Raw genomic sequence first — 20,683 nt, forward strand, 5'->3', positions numbered from 1 at the left:
GAGGTCCAAACTGACAGCGCCGTCAGTTAGCAGTCACCTTCCTGACGGGCGAACAGGTTTATAAAGGAAGGTATAAACCTGAAAAAGCTCCAACCACCCAGCCCCGGCGCCCCACTCGCATGCGAATTCAGAAAAACCCCGCCCTGCTCGCAGCCCTTCTGATCGTTCTGGCAGCGCTGGGCCTGTGGTATGCCACCAAACCTGTCACGGCGAAACTCGCCGCCCCAACCGCCATTCCCGTACGCGTGGTCAACGTCACCGAAAAAGACGTCCCCCGCTACGTCAGCGGCATCGGCTCGGTGCTGTCCCTGCACAGCGTTGTAGTGCGCCCGCAAATCGACGGCATCCTCACCAAAATCCTGGTCAAGGAAGGCCAACTGGTGAACAAAGGCGACCTGCTCGCCACCATCGACGACCGCTCGATCCGCGCCAGCCTCGATCAGGCCCGGGCGCAACTCGGCGAAAGCCAAGCGCAGCTGCAAGTCGCGCTGGTCAACCTCAAACGCTACAAGCTACTGAGCGTGGACGACGGCGTATCCAAACAGACTTATGACCAGCAACAGGCGTTGGTCAACCAACTCAAAGCAACCGCCCAAGGTAACCAGGCCTCGATCGACGCCGCTCAGGTGCAGCTCTCCTACACACAAATTCGCTCCCCGGTCACTGGTCGCGTCGGTATTCGCACGGTGGACGAAGGCAACTTCCTGCGCATGACCGACACTCAAGGCTTGTTCACGGTGACCCAGATCGACCCGATCGCCGTGGAGTTCTCCCTGCCACAGCAAATGCTGCCGACCCTGCAGGGTCTGATCGGCGACCCACAACGTGCAAAAGTGAAGGCCTACATCGGCGCCGACACTGACGGCGAAACCGGCAATCTGCTGGGTGAAGGTCATTTGACCCTGATCGACAACCAGATCAACGCCAACACCGGGACCATCCGCGCCAAGGCTGAATTCGACAACCCCGGGCAGAAACTCTGGCCGGGCCTGCTGGTGACGGTAAAGATTCAGACGGCGCTGGATAAAGATGCGCTGGTGGTGCCACCCACTGTCGTACAACGCGGGCTCGATCAACATTTCGTGTACCGGGTCAACGGCGACAAGGTCGAGACCGTACAAGTGCAAATGGTCTACCAAGGCAGCGGCCAGGACATCATCAAAGGCGTCAAACCGGGCGACGTGCTGGTCAGCGACGGCCAGTCGCGGCTCAAGCCCGGTTCGACGGTCCAGGTCCTGAGTGATCCACCGCAAGTGGTCCAATCGGAGCCGAAACCATGAAGGGCCATGGCTCGATCTCTGCCTGGTGCATCGACCATCCGGTGGCGACGATTCTGCTGACCTTTGCGCTGGTGCTGCTCGGCGTCATCGCCTTCCCGCGCCTGCCCATCGCGCCGTTGCCGGAAGCCGAATTCCCTACCATCCAGGTCGCCGCACAATTGCCCGGCGCCAGTCCGGAAACCATGGCGTCGTCGGTGGCCACGCCGCTTGAAGTGCAATTCAGCGCCATCCCGGGCGTGACCCAGATGACCTCGAGCAGCGCGCTGGGTTCGACCAACCTGACCCTGCAATTCACCCTCGACAAAAGCATCGACACCGCCGCTCAGGAAGTTCAGGCCGCGATCAACACCGCCGCCGGCAAACTGCCCAAAGACATGCCGACCCTGCCGACCTGGAGGAAGGTCAACCCGGCTGACAGCCCGGTACTGATCCTCAGCGTCAACTCGACCCAAATGCCCGGCACCGAACTCAGCGACTTGGTGGAAACCCTGCTCGCCCGTCAGATCAGTCAGATCGACGGCGTAGGCCAAATCAACATCACTGGCCAGCAACGTCCGGCGATTCGCGTACAGGCTTCGGCGGACAAACTCGCGGCCATCGGCCTGACCCTGGCGGACATTCGTCTGGCGATCCAGAACACCAGCCTCAACCTGGCCAAAGGGGCGCTGTACGGCGAGTCGAGCATCTCGACGCTGTCGACCAACGACCAGTTGTTCCACCCTGAGGAATACAGCCAACTTATTGTTTCCTACAAGGACGGCGCCCCGGTTCACCTCAAGGATGTGGCCAAAGTCGTCAACGGTTCGGAAGATGCCTACGTGCAAGCCTGGGCCGGTGACAAGCCTGGGGTGAACCTGGTGATTTCCCGGCAACCGGGCGCCAACATCGTCGAAACCGTGGATCGCATTCAGGCCGCCCTGCCCGGCCTCGAAGCCATGCTGCCAGCCTCAGTGCAGGTCAAAGTTCTGGTCGACCGCACCCAGACCATCCGCGCTTCCCTGCACGAAGTGGAAGTCACCCTGCTGATCGCGATCCTGCTGGTGGTGGCGGTGATGGCGCTGTTCCTGCGCCAATGGTCGGCGACGATGATCGTATCCGCGGTACTCGGTGTGTCCCTGATCGCCAGTTTCGCCCTGATGTACATCATGGGTTTCAGCCTGAACAACCTGACGCTGGTGGCGATCGTGGTGGCCGTGGGGTTTGTGGTCGACGATGCGATTGTGGTGGTGGAGAACATTCACCGTCACCTGGAGGCTGGTGACGGCATGCGCGAGGCGGCGATCAAAGGTGCCGGCGAGATTGGTTTTACTGTGGTTTCCATCAGTTTCTCACTGGTGGCGGCGTTTATTCCGCTGCTGTTCATGGGCGGCGTGGTCGGACGACTGTTCAAGGAGTTCGCCCTGACCGCTACTTCGACGATCATGATTTCGGTGGTGGTATCACTGACCTTGGCGCCAACGCTTGCCGCGCTATTTATGCGTGCGCCGGTGCATCACGCCCACAGCAAGCCTACGTTTGGCGAACGCTTGCTGGCAGGTTATGAAAAACTTCTGCGCCGCGCCCTCGCCCACCAGAAGCTGATGATCGGCGTGTTCGGCCTGTCCCTCGGTCTGGCCATCGCCGGTTACATCTTCATCCCTAAAGGTTTCTTCCCGGTACAGGACACCGGTTTCGTCCTTGGCACCACCGAAGCCGCCGCTGATATTTCCTACGGCGACATGGTGAAAAAACACCTGGCGATGGCCGAAATCGTCGCCGCGGATCCGGCGGTCGCGGCGTTTTCCCACTCGGTCGGCGTTTCGGGCAGCAACCAGACCATCGCCAACGGTCGCTTCTGGATCTCCCTGAAAAAGCGCGGCGACCGCGACGTCTCCGCCAGCCAGTTCATCGACCGGATTCGTCCGCAATTGATGAAAGTCCCGGGCATCGTGCTGTACCTGCGCGCCGGGCAAGACATCAACCTCAGCTCCGGCCCGAGCCGCGCCCAGTACCAATACGTGCTCAAGAGCAACGACGGTGCAGTCCTCAGCACCTGGACCCAGCGCCTCACGGAAAAACTGCGCAGTAACCCCGCGTTCCGCGACATTTCCAACGACCTGCAACTGGGTGGCAGCATCACCCACATCAGCATCGACCGCAGCGCCGCCGCACGTTTCGGCCTGACCGCCAGTGATGTCGATGAAGCGCTGTACGACGCCTTCGGCCAGCGGCAGATCAATGAATTCCAGACTCAGATCAACCAGTACAACGTGATTCTGGAGCTGGACACCAAGCAGCGCGGCAAGGCCGAAAGCCTCAACTATTTCTACCTGCGCTCGCCGCTGAGCGGGGAAATGGTGCCACTGTCGGCGCTGGCCAAATTCGATGCGCCGACAGTGGGTCCATTGTCCATCGCCCATGACGGCATGTTCCCGGCCGCCAACCTGTCGTTCAACCTCGCTCCCGGCGTGGCGCTGGGCGATGCGGTGATCATGCTCAACCAGGCCAAGGCCGAAATCGGCATGCCGGCCGCCATGAGCGGCAACTTCCAGGGCGCGGCCCAGGCGTTCCAGAGTTCGCTGGCCAGTCAGCCATGGCTGATCCTGGCGGCGTTGGTGGCGGTGTACATCATTCTCGGTGTGCTGTACGAGAGCTTCGTGCATCCGCTGACCATCATCTCGACGTTGCCGTCGGCGGGGCTCGGCGCGGTGATCATGTTGTGGATTTGCGGGCAGGACTTTTCGATCATGGCGCTGATCGGGCTGGTGTTGCTGATCGGGATCGTGAAGAAGAACGGCATCCTGATGATCGACTTCGCCCTCGAAGCCCAGCGCAAGGGTGGCCTGCCGCCGGAAGAGGCGATCTACCAGGCCTGTATCACTCGATTCCGGCCAATCATCATGACCACCCTCGCCGCCCTGCTCGGCGCGCTGCCATTGATGCTCGGTTACGGCACCGGCGCCGAACTGCGCCAACCCTTGGGGATCGCAGTCGTCGGCGGCTTGCTGGTGAGCCAGGCACTGACGTTGTTCACCACTCCGGTCATATACTTGTGGCTTGAGCGGCTTTTCCATCGGCCCAAACCTGCACCGCTACCGGTGCTGGCGACCACAGACTGAGGCGGGGTCATGCGCGTTCTGATTATCGAAGACGAAGAAAAAACCGCGGATTATCTGCACCGCGGCCTGACGGAACAGGGTTACACCGTGGACCTGGCGCGCGACGGCATTGAAGGCCTGCACCTGGCGCTGGAAAGCGACTACGCGGTGATCGTCCTCGACGTCATGCTGCCGGGCCTCGACGGCTTCGGTGTTTTGCGCGCCTTGCGCGCGCGCAAGCAAACCCCGGTGATCATGCTCACCGCCCGCGAGCGTGTGGAAGACCGGATCAAAGGCCTGCGCGACGGTGCCGACGATTACCTTGGCAAACCGTTTTCCTTTCTCGAACTGGTGGCGCGCCTGCAAGCGCTGACCCGCCGCAGCGGCGGTCACGAACCGGTGCAGGTGAGCATCGCCGACCTGTGGATAGATCTGATCAGCCGCAAAGCCACCCGCGCCGGCACACGCCTGGACCTGACCGCCAAGGAGTTCTCGCTGCTCAGCGTACTGGCCCGCCGTCAGGGTGAAATCCTGTCGAAAACCGCCATCGCCGAAATGGTCTGGGACATCAATTTCGACAGCGACGCCAACGTCGTCGAGGTCGCGATCAAACGCTTGCGGGCCAAGCTCGACGGGCCGTTCGACGAGAAGCTGCTGCACACGATTCGTGGCATGGGTTATGTGCTGGAGAGCCGTGGTGTCCAGTAACTCGATTGCGCTACGCCTGAGCGGGATGTTCACGCTGGTGGCGCTTTTGGTGTTTCTGTTGATCGGCTGGGCGCTGTATCAGCAAGTCGATAAAGGTCTGGGTTTGTTGCCCGAGGCTGAATTGGACGCGCGCTACAGCGTGCTCGAATCCACGGTCGGGCGTTACGGCACGCCCGAGCATTGGGTGAAGATCAACAACAAGCTCAAGCTGCTCGGCGAAGAAGACAAGCGCATCAGCTTCTGGATCATCAGCGGTGATCCGCACTACGAATACGGCAACCTGACGCCGCAGATCCGCGCCTTTGCCGAAGGGCCGCTGGGCATGCGCGACTTGAATCTGCCGGATCAGCCTTATCCGCTGAAAGTGCTGGTCAGCCAGTTCCCGGCCAAGGATCAACGACCGCCGCTGCGCTTCATGATCGGCATCGACACTGAGACGTTTTTGCAGACTCAGCATCATCTTCTGATTGCCCTGATCAGCCTGGCAATCATCGGCGTGTTGCTGGCGTCGGCTCTCGGTTATTGGGTGGCGCGGATCGGCCTCAAGCCGCTGATCAAGTTGTCCCAGGAAGCCCAGCGACTGGCCCCACCGCTGTTGTCCGGTCGCCTGCAATTGTCGCCGCTACCGCCGGAACTGAAACAGTTCGTCAATTCGTTTAACTCGACACTGGAGCGGGTCGAACAGGCTTACTCGCGCCTTGAGTCGTTCAACGCGGACGTGGCCCACGAACTGCGCTCGCCGCTGACCAACCTGATCGGCCAGACACAGGTGGCGCTGACTCGCGGGCGATCCGCCGAACACTATTTTGAAGTGCTGCAATCGAACCTTGAAGAGCTTGAGCGGCTGCGCTCGATCATCAACGACATGCTGTTCCTCGCCAGCGCGGACCAAGGCAGCAAAGCCACCAAACTGACCTCCACCTCGCTGGCCGATGAAGTGGAGACGACGTTGGAGTATCTGGATTTCATCCTTGAAGACGCGCAGGTTCGGGTGCAGGTCAGTGGTGACGCGCAGGTGCGGATCGAGATCGCTCATCTGCGCCGGGCGTTGATTAATCTGCTAAGCAATGCGGTGCAGCACACCGAGCCTGGGCAAGTGATTGAGGTGCGGATCGAGGCTGAGGAGCATCAGGTGAGCATCGGGGTTGCGAACCCAGGGTCGCCGATTGCCAGCGAGCATTTGCCGAGGTTGTTTGAGCGTTTTTATCGGGTCGATGCGTCGCGCAGCAACAGTGGCAACAACCATGGGCTGGGATTGGCGATCGTCAAGGCGATTGCGCTGATGCACGGCGGGGATGTGTTTGTGCGCAGTGATCATGGGATGAATACTTTCGGTATTCACCTCCCGGTTTAACCCCTACCGGTATTTGGACTGACCCGGTCCTTGTAGCAGCTGGCGAAGCCTGCGTTCGGCTGCGAAGCAGTCGTGAGATCAGACGCTGCGGTCTGTCAGATAGACCGCGTGTATAGGATTTACGACTGCTTCGCAGCCGAACGCAGGCTTCGCCAGCTGCTACAGGTTCGGCGCCGGCCGGCCAACTGTTGCCTTAAGCGCAACAGTCCTTTCATGAATCAGCTCTTTTTCCCCTCTCCAATCCGCCTTATCTTTGCCGCACCAAACAGCACTTGCCAAGCAAGAAGGTTTAAAGATGTCCAATACTATGGGTATTGCCAGCGCTTTCGTTTTGTCCTCTTTGTTTCTGTCTCCGTTCGCCATCGCTGAAGAGTCGCAGACGTTCGTCGCGCAAAATTCCGCACGCGCTGCTGCATTCGAACAGTATCAGAGCGAAATGACGGCCAAGGCTCAGGAAGCTGCGCAAACCCCTCAAGCGTCGAGCACTCAGGCCCAGCCAGTGGTTGAGAAAGACAGCTGATTGCCCAGTATCACTCTGTTTCCCTCGACACTTTTCATCGGCTCTTCCCTTTGAAAAGTTGTCTTCAAAGCCGCTGCTATCAGCGGCTTTTTTTCGTTGTGGTTTTAAACAGCTTCAGTTCGTCTTCCCTAACAAGAAACATCCGGAGTCTCAAAACAATGAGGCTCTTAGTTGACCCAAGGAGCTTTACCGCTAGTGCGTTTCCCTCTTAGATTCAGCCCGTTATTCATTGCAATCGCTGCAACGGTGGCGCCTGCTGCTCACGCCGCAGACGACTCAAACACCGAAGGTTTTGTTGAAGGCTCGAGCCTCAACCTCAACGCCCGTAACTACTACATGAACCGCAACCGCCTGCAGCAGACGGACGACAACATTGAATGGGGCCAGGGTTTCCTCGGCCTCTTCGAATCGGGTTACACCCAAGGCACCGTCGGTTTCGGTGTTGATGCCCACGCCATGCTCGGGCTCAAGCTCGACGGCGGTGGCGGCACTGATAATTCGAGCATCCTGCCGGTCAGCGATGGCAACGGCAAAGCGCCGGGGTCGTTCTCAACGGCGGGTGGCACGCTGAAAATGCGTGCCTTCGATACCGAACTGAAGGCCGGTGACTTGTTCCTCACCAACCCGGTGATCGCCGGCGGCGAAACCCGCATGCTGCCGCAGACCTTTCGCGGCGTCAGCCTGACCAACCACAGTTTTGACGGCTGGATGATTGAAGGTGGCCAGGCAAGTTTCACCAAGCCTTACAACCAGAGCGGACACACCCGAATCGGCACGTCCTACGGCAGCCTGGCCGACGGTGACGAAAGCCGGCACCTGAACTGGGCCGGCGTCGCCTGGAGCGGTCTGCCGGGGTTGACCAGCAGTCTCTATGCTTCCGAGCTCAAGGACATCTGGAACCAGTATTACTACGACCTGGATTACACCTACGCCTTGAACGATATGGTCAGCCTCAACCCGGGCCTGCATGCCTATCACACGCAAGACACCGGCGATGCGCTGCTGGGCCACATCGACAACAACACCTACAGCCTGCATTTCACCGTTGGCGTGGGCAATCACAGCGTTACCGCGGCCTATCAGCGGGTCAACGGCAACACGCCGTTCGACTACATCAGCCAGGGCGACAGCGTCTACCTCGACAATTCCCAGCAGTATTCGGACTTCAACGGCCCGAACGAACGCTCATGGAAACTCAAGTACGCCTACGACTTTGTCGGGCTCGGCTTGCCCGGCCTGACCTCGGCGGTCTCTTACTCCCGAGGTGAACTAGATCTGACCAAGGTCGATCCGGACAGCCCTGGTTACGCTTCGTGGTACAGCGCTGATGGCAAAAACGCCAAGCACTGGGAACGCGACATTGATCTCAAGTATGTGGTTCAGGGCGGCAAGGCCAAAAACCTGGCGCTGCGTCTGCAATGGGCGACCAACCGTGGCGGCAACGGCTACGGCGTGCTGGATCAGGACACCGATGAATACCGGGTGATCGTCGACTACCCGCTCAATGTCTTCTAAGCTTCAATAAGCAAAAGGCCAGCATGTTTTGCTGGCCTTTTTTTTATCCGGGATTTATACAGGCGCTCCGAATGCAAACGGTTTCTGGGATTCTGCCTGAGTCTTGCAAAACACTTTTATAACGCCTCATTAGCAGAAGTCAGAACCATGAGTGTGAGCAGTGCAACATCTCACCATCCGATCCGGTCGACGCGATCGGAGCGGCTTCTGGTTCTCGGCAGTTTGTTGCTGGTGATTGCGATATTGAGCATCGTGGCGTTCCTGCTCATTCGCGAACGCGCCAATGCTGAACAGTCTGCCACTCGCGCAGCAACCAATATCGTGCAACTGATCGATGCAGACGTGTTACGCAACGTCGAACTCTATGACCTGTCCTTGCAAGGCTTGATCGCAGCCTCGCAGCGTGAAGACCTCAAGAACGTTTCCCCTGCCATCCGCCATCTGGCCTTGTTTGACCGTGCCACTGCCGCGCCGTACAAGGGCGACATTTTGTTGCTGGACAACAAGGGCAACGTGATCGCGGACTCGGCCTCGGTGGAGCCCAGAAAGGGCAATTTTGCTGACCGCGAGTACTTTCAGTCGCACGTAACCAATCGTGATCCGGGCATGCTCATCAGCCGCCCCTTCCGTTCCAGGCAGGCTGAACATGAATGGCGAATCAGCTTCAGTCGCCGGGTCAGCGGCTCACAGGGCGAATTTCTTGGCGTGGCCGAAGCCGCCATGCGCTTGAGTTACTTCGATCAGCTGTTCAACAGCTTGAGCATCGGTCGTGACAGCTCGGTCAACCTGATCAGCTCGGACGGGATTCTTCTGGCCCAGGAACCCCGCCTGGCCGAAGAGCTGATTGGCAAGGACTTCAGCAACCGTCCCAACTTTCAGCGCATCGTCAAAGAAGGCAACGGCAGCTTCACCGGTGATTCAAGCCGCTATAAGGACAAACGCCTGTACACGTTCTCCAAGGTGGGCAACTTGCCGTTGATCGTCATCGTTGCGCTGTCCAGTGATGAAGTGTTTGCGTCGTGGAAGCGTACGGCGGTGGTGGTTAGCGTGGCGACTATTGCGCTGTGCATCAGCTTGCTTTGGCTGACTTGGCTGCTCAACCGGGAACTGCGCCTGCGCCACAACGCCGAACAGGAGCTGGCGCAACTGGCGGCCACCGATGCCTTGACCGGCCTGGCCAACCGCCGAACGCTGGATCAGGTCCTGCGTCATGAGTGGTTTCGCGCTCAACGTTCCGGCCAGCCATTGTCGCTGCTGATGATTGATGCCGACCACTTCAAGGCGTTCAACGATCGTCATGGGCATCAGGGTGGTGATGATGCCTTGCGCTCGCTGGCCAAGGTGATCTCCGACAATGTGAGGCGACCAGCGGATCTGGTCGCCCGTTACGGCGGCGAAGAGTTTTCGGTGATTCTCGCGGAAACCGACAGCCAGGGTGCGCAACAGATTGCCGAACACATCCGAGCGACAGTGGAGCAGTTGCCGCGGGTGTCAGATGCCGAGTCGCCGATTACTGTCAGTATCGGTATCAGTACCTGGACCACCTCCGCCGAAATCAGTCTGGAACAACTGTTGTTTGCAGCGGACAAGGCGCTGTATCAGGCCAAGGAAAGTGGGCGTAATCGGGTGGTCGCCGCCTGATCGTTCCCACGCTCTGCGTGGGAACGATCATCGCCAACACCGCACACGTTCCTGTAGGCATAAAAAAAGGCCACCCGAAGGTAGCCTTTAAAAAACTAGAGAGGTTTTTTACTTACACGGCCGCAACTGGACGCATGTAAGAGATCGGTGCAGTGCTGGCGTCTTCGAAAGTCACGACTTCCCAAGCATCTGTCTGCTCAATCAACTTGCGCAGCAGCTGGTTGTTCAATGCATGTCCGGACTTGAAGCCCTTGAACTCACCAATCAGGCTATTGCCCAGCAGGTAGAGGTCACCAATTGCATCGAGGATCTTGTGCTTCACGAATTCGTCTTCATAGCGAAGGCCGTCTTCGTTCAGTACACCATCCGCGTCGACCACAATAGCGTTTTCAACGCTGCCGCCGAGTGCGAGGTTGTGCTTGCGCAGGTACTCGATATCACTCATGAAACCAAAGGTACGGGCGCGGCTGACTTCTTTTACGAACGAAGTGCTGGAAAAATCCACGCTTGCACTTTGTGTGCGGTTACGGAAAACCGGGTGATCGAAATCGATCTCGAAACTCACCTTGAAGCCTTCGAAAGGGACGAAAGTGGCGCGCTTGTCGCCATCTTCCACTGTCACTTCCCGCAGGATCCGGATGAACTTCTTCGGTGCGTCCTGTTCTTCCAGGCCGGCCGATTGGATCAGGAATACGAAAGGTCCAGCGCTACCATCCATGATCGGAACTTCAGACGCGGAGAGCTCGACGTAGGCGTTATCGATGCCCAGGCCAGCCATGGCCGAGAGCAAGTGCTCCACCGTATCCACTTTGGTGTCACCACTGACCAATGTGGTCGACATCGTGGTTTCACCAACGTTTTCCGCGCGGGCAGGAATCTGCACCACAGGGTCGAGATCGGCACGAACAAACACAATGCCGGTGTCGATAGGTGCGGGCTTGAGGGTCAGGTATACCTTCTCCCCGGAGTGCAGGCCTACACCTGTAGCACGGATAATATTTTTCAGTGTGCGTTGTTTAATCATGGCTTGGGCCGCTTCAGCGCAAATTGCGAACTGGTATCAACAAAGGCTGGCGATGATAGCAGACCAGACCTTTGCTGAACACCAATCACCTTCATAGCCCTGATACATTCCATTAATCGGCCTGACGACGCAGGAAAGCCGGGATGTCCAGATAGTCTAGATCATCTTGCGGATTCATCTTCGCGGCAGTCGCAGCACCGGCTTGAGCCTGGTTGCGCATGACGGTCGGACGGTCCAGGTCACGATAGTTTACCGCTGGCGCTTCCTGACGCGAAGGCGCTTGTTGCTGCGGTTGCGAAGCCACGGACGTGTGCATGGTGTTGTCGATAACCTTCACAGGCTTCTCGATTTTCGCGCCCAGACCTGTGGCAACCACGGTCACGTGCAGCTCGTCGCGCATGTCCGGATCGATAACGGTACCGACCTTGACCATTGCGTGCTCGGAAGCGAAAGCTTCGATGATGCTACCCACGTCGGAGTACTCACCCAGGGACAGGTCAGGACCGGCGGTGATGTTCACCAGGATGCCGCGTGCACCTTGCAGGTTCACGTCTTCCAGCAACGGGTTGCGAATGGCCGCTTCGGTGGCCTCACGTGCACGGTTCGGACCGCTGGCGCAGCCAGTGCCCATCATCGCCATGCCCATTTCGCTCATCACGGTACGTACGTCGGCAAAGTCGACGTTGATCATGCCCGGACGCTTGATGATGTCGGAGATACCGCGAACGGCACCGGCCAGTACATCGTCGGCCTTGGCGAATGCGGACAGCAGGCTTGCGTCCTTGCCAAGGATGGTCAGCAGCTTCTCGTTGGGAATGGTGATCAACGAGTCGACGCTTTCAGACAGCAGACGGATGCCTTCATCGGCGATCTGCATGCGCTTGCGGCCTTCGAACGGGAACGGACGAGTCACCACCGCAACGGTGAGAATCCCCATTTCCTTGGCCACTTCAGCAATGATCGGCGCAGCACCGGTACCGGTACCACCGCCCATGCCAGTGGTGATGAACACCATATTGGTGCCCTGCAGGACTTCGGCAATGCGCTCACGATCTTCGAGAGCGGCCTGACGACCTACTTCAGGGTTGGCGCCAGCGCCGAGACCTTTGGTCACGCCGGTGCCCAGTTGCAGGATGGTCCGCGCGCCGATGGATTTCAGCGCTTGGGCATCAGTGTTGGCGCAGATGAATTCAACGCCTTCAATGTTGCTCTTGACCATGTGGTTGACGGCGTTGCCGCCGCCTCCGCCAACACCGATAACTTTAATAACCGGGCTTGCGGGGATGTTGTCTACGAGTTCGAACATTTTCCCTCTCCTTACATTCTCTAGTTTTTTCGCCTACTGCTTTTTGCTGCGGTGCTGCGGTAAATCTTTAGAAGTTGCCTTGTACCCAGCTCTTGATGCGATCGAGCAAGGCGGCTTTCGGTTCTTCATTGCTGTAGCTGTCGCGGCTGCTGATGCCCGAGAACGAAATCCCGTCGGACTGCTTTTGCAGGCCGTACATCAACAGGCCAACGCCGGTGGAATAAATCGGGTTGCGGACCACATCGTCCAGGCCCTTGACGCCATGCGGCACGCCCAGGCGGACCGGCATGTGGAAGATTTCTTCGGCCAGTTCGACCGCGCCTTCCATCTTCGACGTACCACCGGTCAGCACGATGCCGGCCGGGATCAGGTCTTCGTAGCCGCTGCGACGCAGTTCGGCCTGGATCAGCGTGAACAGCTCGTCGTAACGCGGCTCGACCACTTCGGCCAGGGCCTGACGGGACAGCTCGCGCGGTGGACGGTCGCCAACGCTTGGGACCTTGATGGTTTCACCGGCACCGGCCAGTTTGGCCAGGGCGCAGGCGTAGCGAATCTTGATTTCTTCGGCGTACTGGGTCGGAGTGCGCAACGCCATGGCGATGTCGTTGGTTACCTGGTCGCCCGCAATCGGGATTACCGCGGTGTGACGGATCGCGCCTTCGGTGAAAATCGCGATGTCGGTGGTGCCGCCACCGATGTCCACCAGGCACACGCCCAGCTCTTTCTCGTCGTCGGTCAGGACCGAGTAGGCCGAAGCCAGTTGTTCGAGAATGATGTCGTCGATTTCCAGGCCGCAGCGACGCACGCATTTTTCAATGTTCTGTGCGGCGTTGACGGCGCAGGTGACCACGTGAACCTTGGCTTCCAGACGTACGCCCGACATGCCCAGAGGCTCACGAACACCTTCCTGGTTATCGATCACGTAATCCTGCGGCAGGGTGTGCAGCACGCGCTGGTCAGCCGGGATCGCTACAGCCTGAGCAGCGTCGAGCACGCGCTCGAGGTCGGCGGCGCTGACTTCGCGATCACGAATCGCCACGATGCCGTGAGAGTTCAGGCTGCGGATATGATTGCCCGCCACGCCGACGAACGCCGAGTGAATGCGGCAACCAGCCATCAGCTGCGCCTCTTCGATCGCGCGCTGGATCGATTGCACGGTGGACTCGATGTTCACCACCACGCCTTTCTTCAGGCCACGGGACGGATGGGTACCGATCCCGACGATTTCCAGCGTGCCGTCGTCCGAGACCTCGCCGACCAGCGCCACCACCTTGGAGGTGCCGATATCGAGACCGACGATCATTTTGCCGCTTTGCACGTTTGCCATGGTCCTGCCTCTTCTTAATTCTTCGCGACAGCGGGTTGGGCTGTCGTGGGCGCTACAGGTTCCCGCCAGCCAACAGCGAGGCCGTTGGCGTAGCGCAGATCGATGCGCGCAATGTTCGTAATCTGTTCTTTAAGCGTCTTGTCATAGATGGCAATGAAGCGGCGCATCTTTTCCAGCAGGTTGCCGCGTCCCAGCAACAGTTCGATTCCCGGACCCGCGCTGCCGGCGCCGGTGGTCAGGAACCAGCTGCCTCGATCACGCAACTCCAGCCGTGCAATCGAGAAGCCCAACGGCCTGAGCATCTGGCTCAGCACCTGGTATTGCTGCATCACTTGCTGTTGGGCCCGTTGTGGGCCGAACAGCTGTGGCAAGTGTTCGTAGTTCGCCAACTCACGCGGGGTGAACGCCTGACCCTGGTTGTTCAACAGCGACTCATCGCCCCAACGGGCCACCGGCAGTTGTTCTTCCAGGCGGATCACCACTTGATCCGGCCACACCCGACGCACTTCGGCGTGGGCAATCCATGGCATCGTTTCCAGCTCGGTGCGCATGCTCTCCAGGTCGATGGTGAAGAAGCTCGACGCCACGTACGGGGCGATCCGCTGCTGCACCGCTTGCTGGCTGATGTAACTCAAGTCGCCCTGCACGTTGATCTTGGTGATCGGTCGGTCGGCGTACGGCAACAAACGCTGCGCGCCTTCGTAAGTACCGAAACCCAGTGCGACCAACAGCACGGGCCAGAACAGGCTTTTCAGAAAACCAAAATTGGCTTTCGGCAGGCGCGCAGACATCGGCTCTTTGGCCACCATTCGGCTGGCACCCCGCGGTACCGGCTTGCGGCCGGGTGGTGCGGAGGGCTGATGTCTCAGCTGTGCGCCTTGCATGGTCTTAACCTCGCGGCTCAACATTATTGGCAACGCTAGCGGCCAAAATCGCCAAAACCAGTTGCTGGAAATCCAGACCGGCAGCACGAGCCGCCATCGGCACCAGACTGTGATCGGTCATGCCCGGTGCGGTATTGACTTCCAGGAACCAGAACTGCCCGTCGGCGTCCTGCATCACGTCAGCCCTGCCCCAACCGGCGATACCCAGCGCCTCACAGGCTTTCGCCGTAAGGTCCATCAGTTCTTTTTCTTTGTTGCTGTCCAGGCCACACGGAATCCGGTACTGGGTATCGGAAGCCACGTACTTGGCGTCGTAGTCGTAGAAGCTGTGCGTCGTGCCCAGGGCAATCGGTGGCAACACCTGGTCACGCAGGGTGGCGATGGTGAACTCCGGACCTTGAATCCATTGCTCGACCAACACTTGCGAATCGTAGGTACTGGCCGCTTTCCACGCGTCGATCAACTCCGACGCGGAGGTCACTTTGGCCATCCCGATACTTGAACCTTCATGGGCCGGTTTGACGATCAAAGGGAAGCCCAGTTCCGTCGCCGCCGAAATACAATCGGCCTCGCTGGTCAGTACGGCATGGCGTGGCGTCGGAATACCGAGGCTGTGCCAGACTTGCTTGGTGCGCAGCTTGTCCATGGCCAGCGCGGAAGCAAGAATGCCGCTGCCGGTGTACGGAATACCCAGACATTCCAACAGGCCCTGCATGCTGCCGTCTTCACCGCCACGGCCGTGGAGAATGATGAAGGCGCGGTCGATTTTTTCGTTCAGCAGACGCTGCAACAGGTCATCGCCCACGTCGAGACCAAACGCGTCGACACCGACGCTTAGCAGCGCGTCGAGAACCGCGTTACCCGACTTCAGGGAAACCTCACGCTCGGCACTCTTGCCGCCGAAGAGCACGGCGACGCGGCCGAAATCTTTCGGCGCAATAGTGGAGACGAGGTTGGCGTAAGCAGCAGTCATTTCAACTTCCCCACACTCGGCGCAGCAACGGCGCCTGCGAACAACGGACTTTTCAACAGTTTCGGTGCGAGACCACCGATGTCACCGGCGCCTTGGCACAACAGAATGTCGCCGGCACGCAGCAGCGGCTTGACGATGGGCGCGAGGTCAACACCGCGCTCGATGTAGATCGGGTCGAGCTGACCGCGCTGACGGATGCTGTTGCACAGCTTGCGGCTGTCGGCGCCGGGGATCGGTTCTTCACCGGCCGGGTAGACTTCCATCAACAGCAGGACGTTGGCGTCGGCCAATACATTGACGAAGTCGTCGTACAGGTCGCGGGTGCGACTGTAACGGTGCGGCTGGTAGACCATCACCAGACGGCGTTCCGGCCAGCCACCGCGCACGGCTTTGATCACTGCAGCGACTTCGGTCGGATGGTGACCGTAGTCGTCGACCAGCATCACGTTGCCGCCTTCTACCGGCAGTTCGCCGTAGACCTGGAAGCGTCGGCCGACACCCTGGAACCCGGACAGGCCCTGGACGATGGCTTCATCGCTGACGCCCTCGTCGGTGGCGATGCAGATGGTTGCCAGTGCGTTCAACACGTTGTGGTTGCCCGGCATGTTCACCGAAACATCCAGCGGATCGCGATCAGGACGCAGCACGGTGAAGAAGGTCTGCATGCCCTGCTGACGCACATTGATCGCGCGCACGTCGCAGTCGTCGCCGAAGCCGTAAGTGACGGTCGGACGTTTCACCAACGGCAGGATTTCACGCACCACCGGATCGTCCAGGCACACCACCGCCAAACCGTAGAACGGCAGGTTGTGGAGGAACTCGACGAAGGTTTTCTTCAGTTTGTTGAAGTCACCGTCGTAGGTCGCCATGTGGTCGGCGTCGATGTTGGTGACCACGGCCACCAGCGGCTGCAAGTGCAGGAAGCTCGCATCGCTTTCGTCGGCTTCGGCGATCAGGTAACGGCTGGTGCCGAGCTGGGCATTAGTGCCCGCAGCATTCAGACGGCCACCGATGACGAATGTCGGGTCCAGGCCACCGGCCGCGAACACCGAAGCGATCAGGCTGGTGGTGGTGGTTTTGCCATGGGTACCGGCGACGGCGATGCCGTGGCGGTAGCGCATCAGCTCAGCCAGCATTTCAGCGCGAGGCACCACCGGAATGCGGCGTTCCAGGGCGGTGGCGACTTCCGGGTTGGACGTGTTCACGGCACTGGAGGTGACCAGTACATCAGCGTTCGCGGTGTTCTCGGCGCGGTGGCCGATAAAGATCTGGGCGCCGAAGGACTCGAGACGCTCGGTCACCGGCGAAGCTTTCAAGTCGGAACCGGACACTTCATAGCCCAGGTTCAGCAACACTTCGGCGATGCCGCACATGCCCACGCCGCCGATTCCGACGAAGTGGATGCGACGGATGCGGCGCATTTCCGGTTGCGGCATGGCTTTCTGATTCTCAACCATGGGCCACCTCCAGGCAGGTATCGACCACGTTACGGGTTGCATCGGGTTTGGCCAGGCGGCGTGCCGCGGTGGCCATGTCGGTCAGTCGTTGTGGTTGCATCAGGACCTCTGTCAGGCGTGCGGCAAGATCCGCTGCGCCAGTCGTTCTTTGCGGCATCAGGAAGGCAGCGCCTTCACGGGCCAAATAATCGGCGTTGCGGGTCTGGTGATCGTCGATCGCGTGGGGCAAAGGCACCAGCATCGAGGGCAGACCGGCGGCGGCCAGTTCACTGATGGTCAGCGCGCCTGCGCGGCACACCACCAGGTCGGCCCAGCCATAGGCTTGGGCCATGTCTTTGATGAAAGGCTGCACTTGCGCCTCGACGCCAGCCGCGCGATAGCGCTCTGCAGTCACTTCATCGTGGTTTTTGCCAGCCTGATGAAACACTTCCGGGCGCAGGTCGGGGGCGACTTGCGACAGGGCTTCAGGCAGCAACTTGTTCAACGGTTCTGCGCCCAGGCTTCCGCCCAGGATCAGCAAACGCGCCTTGCGACCGGCCAGAGCCTGTCGCGGTGTTTCGAGGAACAGCTCGGTGCGCACCGGGTTACCGGTGGTCCGACGGCTGCCCGACAGGGTAAAGGTGTCGGGGAACGCTTCACAGACTCGGGCGGCCAACGGCACCAGCAACCGATTGGCGGTACCCGCCACGGCGTTCTGCTCGTGAACGATCACCGGCACGCCGGCCAGTTTGGCTGCAACGCCACCAGGACCGGTCACATAACCACCAAAGCCGACGACACACACCGGCCGCAGCTGACGAATGATCGCCCGCGCCTGCCAGATCGACTTGAGCAACATGAACGGTGCCTTGAGCAGGGACAGCTTGCCCTTGCCACGCAGACCGCTGGCATTGATTCGATGCAGTTCGATGCCGGCCACCGGAACCAGTTCGTTCTCGATGCCGCGCGGGGTCCCGAGCCAATGCACGGTGTAACCACGGGCCTGGAATTCGCGAGCACACGCCAGCGCCGGGAACACGTGGCCACCGGTGCCGCCCGCCATGATCAATACGTTAGCGCCCATGGGTCGGCTCCTCGGCGAAGTCGCTCTCATGGAACTCCATCTCTTCACTGCCCAAGTGGGTTCGACTTTCCCACTCGATGCGCAGCAACAAGCCGAGACAGGCACAGCAGATCACCAACGAGCTACCGCCATAACTGAGGAACGGCAGGGTCAGACCCTTGGTCGGCAGCAGGCCGACGTTCACCCCGATGTTGATCAGGAACTGACCAATCCACAGGAACGACAAGCCGTACGCGATGTAGGCGGCGAAAAATTGCTTGGCCTTCTCGGCCCAATAACCGATGTACATGCCACGGATACAGACAAAGACGAACAGCGCTACCGTGCACAAAGAACCCACGGCACCCAGTTCTTCGGCCAGGACCGAGAACACGAAGTCGGTGTGGGCTTCCGGCAGGTAGAACTGTTTCTGCACGCTGTTGCCCAGGCCAACGCCCAGCCATTCGCCGCGGCCAAAAGCGATCAACGCTTGAGACAACTGATAGCCGGCACCGAACTGGTCGGCCCACGGATCCGCGAAGTTGGTCAGGCGCGCCATTCGATACGGTTGCACTTGAATCAACAACACCACTGCCGCGACCGCCAGGACAACCATCAAGGAAAAACGGAACAGCCCGACTCCGCCGAGGAACAGCATCGCCGCCGCTGCGCCCATCATTACAACCGTGGCACCGAAGTCCGGCTCCATCAGCAACAGGCCCGCCATTGGCAGCAGAACGATGAACGGCTTGAAGAAGCCCATCCAGCTTTCACGCACTTCTTTCTGGCGACGCACCAGGTAACCGGCCAGGTAAATAACGACAAATACCTTGGCGATTTCCGACGGCTGAACGTTGAAGAAACTGAAGCCGATCCAGCGCATCGAACCGTTCACTTCACGGCCGATCCCCGGGATGATCACCATCACCAGCAAACCGAACGCACCAATCAGCATCAGCCAGCCCAGGCGTTGCCAGGTGGCGATCGGAATCATCATGGTGACGACGCAGGCACCCAGGCCCAGCACGATATAGATAAGGTGGCGAATCATGTAATACAGGGCGCTGCCCGACTGCACAGCCGCCACTTCGGTCGATGCCGATGCAATCATGACCAGCCCGAGGCCGATCAATGCCAGGCAGCCGGCGAGCATCGGGAAATCGAGGTCGATGCCGCGCCCGGTGATGATCGGCGACGGATACGGCTTGATGATGTTCATCAGGCTCATGCCAGATCCTCCACAGCGCGGACGAACTGGTGACCACGGTCTTCGTAATTCTTGAACATGTCGAAACTGGCGCAAGCCGGCGACAGCAACACGGCGTCGCCCGTCTCTGCGATGGCGCGGCATTGCTCGACCGCTTCGATCAGCGAGTTGACGCGAATCAGTGGCACGGCATCGCCGATGGCCTCAGCGATCAGCTCGGAATCGCGGCCCATCAGCACCACGGCGCGGCAGTTGGCCGCCACCGGATCACGCAGGTCCTTGAACTCGGCACCCTTGCCGTCGCCACCGGCGATCAGCACGAGCTTGCCGTCGATGTCCGCGCCCAGGCCTTCGATGGCAGCCAGTGCGGCGCCGACGTTGGTGGCTTTGGAATCGTTGTAGTAGCTCACGCCATTCAGGTCGCGGACCCACTGGCAGCGATGCTCAAGCCCGGCGAAGGTGCGCAGGCTAGACAGCATGGCATCGAACGGCAGGCCGACGGCGTGGCCCAGGGCCAATGCCGCCAGGGCGTTGGACTGGTTGTGGGCGCCGCGAATTTTCAACTCGCGCACCGGCATCAGGTTCTGGAATTCGAAGGCCAGGTACTTCTCGCCGTCTTCTTCGCGGATACCAAAGGCCTTGAAATCGGGCTTGCTCAAACCGAAGGTCCAGCATGGCTGACCTTCGCCAATCAGCGGACGGCTCAGGGCATCCTGACGGTTGACCACAAACTGCTTGGCACCGCGGAAGATCCGGTGTTTGGCCAGGTGATAGGCCGGCAGACCACTGTAGCGGTCCATGTGGTCTTCGCTGACGTTGAGCACGGTCGCCACTTCGGCGTTGAGTTGATCGGTGGTTTCGAGCTGGAAGCTCGACAGTTCCATCACGTACAACTCGACGTCGTCGCTGAGCAGGTCCAGCGCCGGCGTACCGAGGTTGCCACCAACGGCGACACGCTTGCCGGCCGCTGCTGCCATTTCGCCAACCAATGTGGTGACGGTGCTTTTCGCGTTGGAACCGCTGATGGCAACGATCGGCGCCTTCGCGTTACGCGCGAACAGCTCGATGTCACCGGACAATTTCACGCCACGGGCGGCGGCAGCCTGCAGGGCCGGGGTCGCCAGCGCCAGGCCGGGGCTCACGTAGAGCTCGTCGGCGCGGCACAGGAATTCGACGTCCAGCTCGCCACAACGCACTTCCACGTGCGGATAGTCACGTTTGAGCGTGGCCAGTTCCGGTGGATTTTCCCGCGTATCGGCGACAGCAAACGACGTGCCCCAGTTCGCCAGGAAGCGAACCAGGGACATGCCGCTCTTGCCGAGGCCGACAACGATGCGGAAGTGGTCAGAAGCGATCAGAGACACTCGT

The 20,683-nt window shown here is 59.9% G+C and carries 16 protein-coding genes; 7 read left to right on the top strand and 9 right to left on the bottom strand.

Going from position 1 to position 20,683, the window contains the following annotated elements; all coding sequences use genetic code 11:
- The first annotated feature begins 119 nt into the window (after positions 1-119).
- The 7 genes from AC3IUE_RS26935 (at position 120) to AC3IUE_RS26965 (ending at position 10,095) form a co-directional block, all read left to right on the top strand.
- Positions 120-1,280, top strand: a complete 1,161-nt coding sequence (locus AC3IUE_RS26935; RefSeq protein ID WP_489264266.1) for an efflux RND transporter periplasmic adaptor subunit — start codon at positions 120-122, stop codon at positions 1,278-1,280.
- Positions 1,277-4,378 carry a multidrug efflux RND transporter permease subunit gene (locus AC3IUE_RS26940; protein ID WP_056743545.1) on the top strand — a complete coding sequence of 1,034 codons (3,102 nt, stop codon included), beginning with the start codon at positions 1,277-1,279 and terminating at the stop codon, positions 4,376-4,378. Before AC3IUE_RS26935 ends, AC3IUE_RS26940 begins: the two co-directional genes overlap by 4 nt.
- Before the next feature lie 9 nt (positions 4,379-4,387).
- The gene (locus AC3IUE_RS26945; protein WP_090180292.1) at positions 4,388-5,065 is read left to right on the top strand and encodes a heavy metal response regulator transcription factor; all 678 of its coding nucleotides are present in this window, start codon (positions 4,388-4,390) and stop codon (positions 5,063-5,065) included.
- On the top strand, positions 5,055-6,419 hold the full coding sequence (locus AC3IUE_RS26950) for a heavy metal sensor histidine kinase (protein WP_489264267.1): 1,365 nt from the start codon (positions 5,055-5,057) through the stop codon (positions 6,417-6,419). The genes AC3IUE_RS26945 and AC3IUE_RS26950 overlap by 11 nt, the downstream gene beginning before the upstream one ends.
- Before the next feature lie 295 nt (positions 6,420-6,714).
- Complete coding sequence (locus tag AC3IUE_RS26955; RefSeq protein WP_056743541.1) at positions 6,715-6,939, top strand: hypothetical protein; 225 nt, start codon at positions 6,715-6,717, stop codon at positions 6,937-6,939.
- Positions 6,940-7,134: 195 nt separating this feature from the next.
- Positions 7,135-8,454, top strand: coding sequence for an OprD family porin (locus tag AC3IUE_RS26960; RefSeq protein ID WP_489264268.1), 1,320 nt, complete (start codon positions 7,135-7,137; stop codon positions 8,452-8,454).
- A gap of 147 nt (positions 8,455-8,601) precedes the next feature.
- Positions 8,602-10,095 (top strand): sensor domain-containing diguanylate cyclase, encoded by a 1,494-nt coding sequence (locus AC3IUE_RS26965; protein ID WP_489264269.1) that lies wholly within the window; start codon positions 8,602-8,604, stop codon positions 10,093-10,095.
- A 112-nt stretch (positions 10,096-10,207) separates the two neighbouring features.
- On the opposite strand, the gene lpxC is transcribed toward AC3IUE_RS26965, so the two are convergent.
- From lpxC to murD, 9 genes are all read right to left on the bottom strand, one after another.
- The gene (gene lpxC / locus AC3IUE_RS26970) at positions 10,208-11,119 is read right to left on the bottom strand and encodes a UDP-3-O-acyl-N-acetylglucosamine deacetylase (RefSeq protein WP_008147525.1); all 912 of its coding nucleotides are present in this window, start codon (positions 11,117-11,119) and stop codon (positions 10,208-10,210) included.
- 112 nt (positions 11,120-11,231) lie between these two features.
- On the bottom strand, positions 11,232-12,425 hold the full coding sequence (gene ftsZ / locus AC3IUE_RS26975) for a cell division protein FtsZ (protein ID WP_033061342.1): 1,194 nt from the start codon (positions 12,423-12,425) through the stop codon (positions 11,232-11,234).
- Between the two features lie 67 nt (positions 12,426-12,492).
- Positions 12,493-13,752 (bottom strand): cell division protein FtsA, encoded by a 1,260-nt coding sequence (gene ftsA, locus AC3IUE_RS26980; protein ID WP_046048247.1) that lies wholly within the window; start codon positions 13,750-13,752, stop codon positions 12,493-12,495.
- A gap of 14 nt (positions 13,753-13,766) precedes the next feature.
- Complete coding sequence (locus AC3IUE_RS26985) at positions 13,767-14,636, bottom strand: cell division protein FtsQ/DivIB (protein ID WP_056740930.1); 870 nt, start codon at positions 14,634-14,636, stop codon at positions 13,767-13,769.
- Positions 14,637-14,640: 4 nt separating this feature from the next.
- Entirely contained in the window at positions 14,641-15,609 is a 969-nt protein-coding gene (locus AC3IUE_RS26990; protein ID WP_489264270.1) for a D-alanine--D-alanine ligase, read from the bottom strand.
- Entirely contained in the window at positions 15,606-17,066 is a 1,461-nt protein-coding gene (gene murC / locus AC3IUE_RS26995; protein ID WP_461999784.1) for a UDP-N-acetylmuramate--L-alanine ligase, read from the bottom strand. Before murC ends, AC3IUE_RS26990 begins: the two co-directional genes overlap by 4 nt.
- Entirely contained in the window at positions 17,059-18,129 is a 1,071-nt protein-coding gene (murG, locus tag AC3IUE_RS27000) for an undecaprenyldiphospho-muramoylpentapeptide beta-N-acetylglucosaminyltransferase (protein ID WP_056740918.1), read from the bottom strand. Before murG ends, murC begins: the two co-directional genes overlap by 8 nt.
- The gene (gene ftsW / locus AC3IUE_RS27005) at positions 18,119-19,336 is read right to left on the bottom strand and encodes a putative lipid II flippase FtsW (RefSeq protein WP_056740916.1); all 1,218 of its coding nucleotides are present in this window, start codon (positions 19,334-19,336) and stop codon (positions 18,119-18,121) included. The genes murG and ftsW overlap by 11 nt, the downstream gene beginning before the upstream one ends.
- Complete coding sequence (gene murD / locus AC3IUE_RS27010; RefSeq protein WP_489264271.1) at positions 19,333-20,679, bottom strand: UDP-N-acetylmuramoyl-L-alanine--D-glutamate ligase; 1,347 nt, start codon at positions 20,677-20,679, stop codon at positions 19,333-19,335. Before murD ends, ftsW begins: the two co-directional genes overlap by 4 nt.
- Positions 20,680-20,683 lie beyond the last annotated feature (4 nt).

This window comes from Pseudomonas sp. GL_093 (assembly GCF_057837605.1).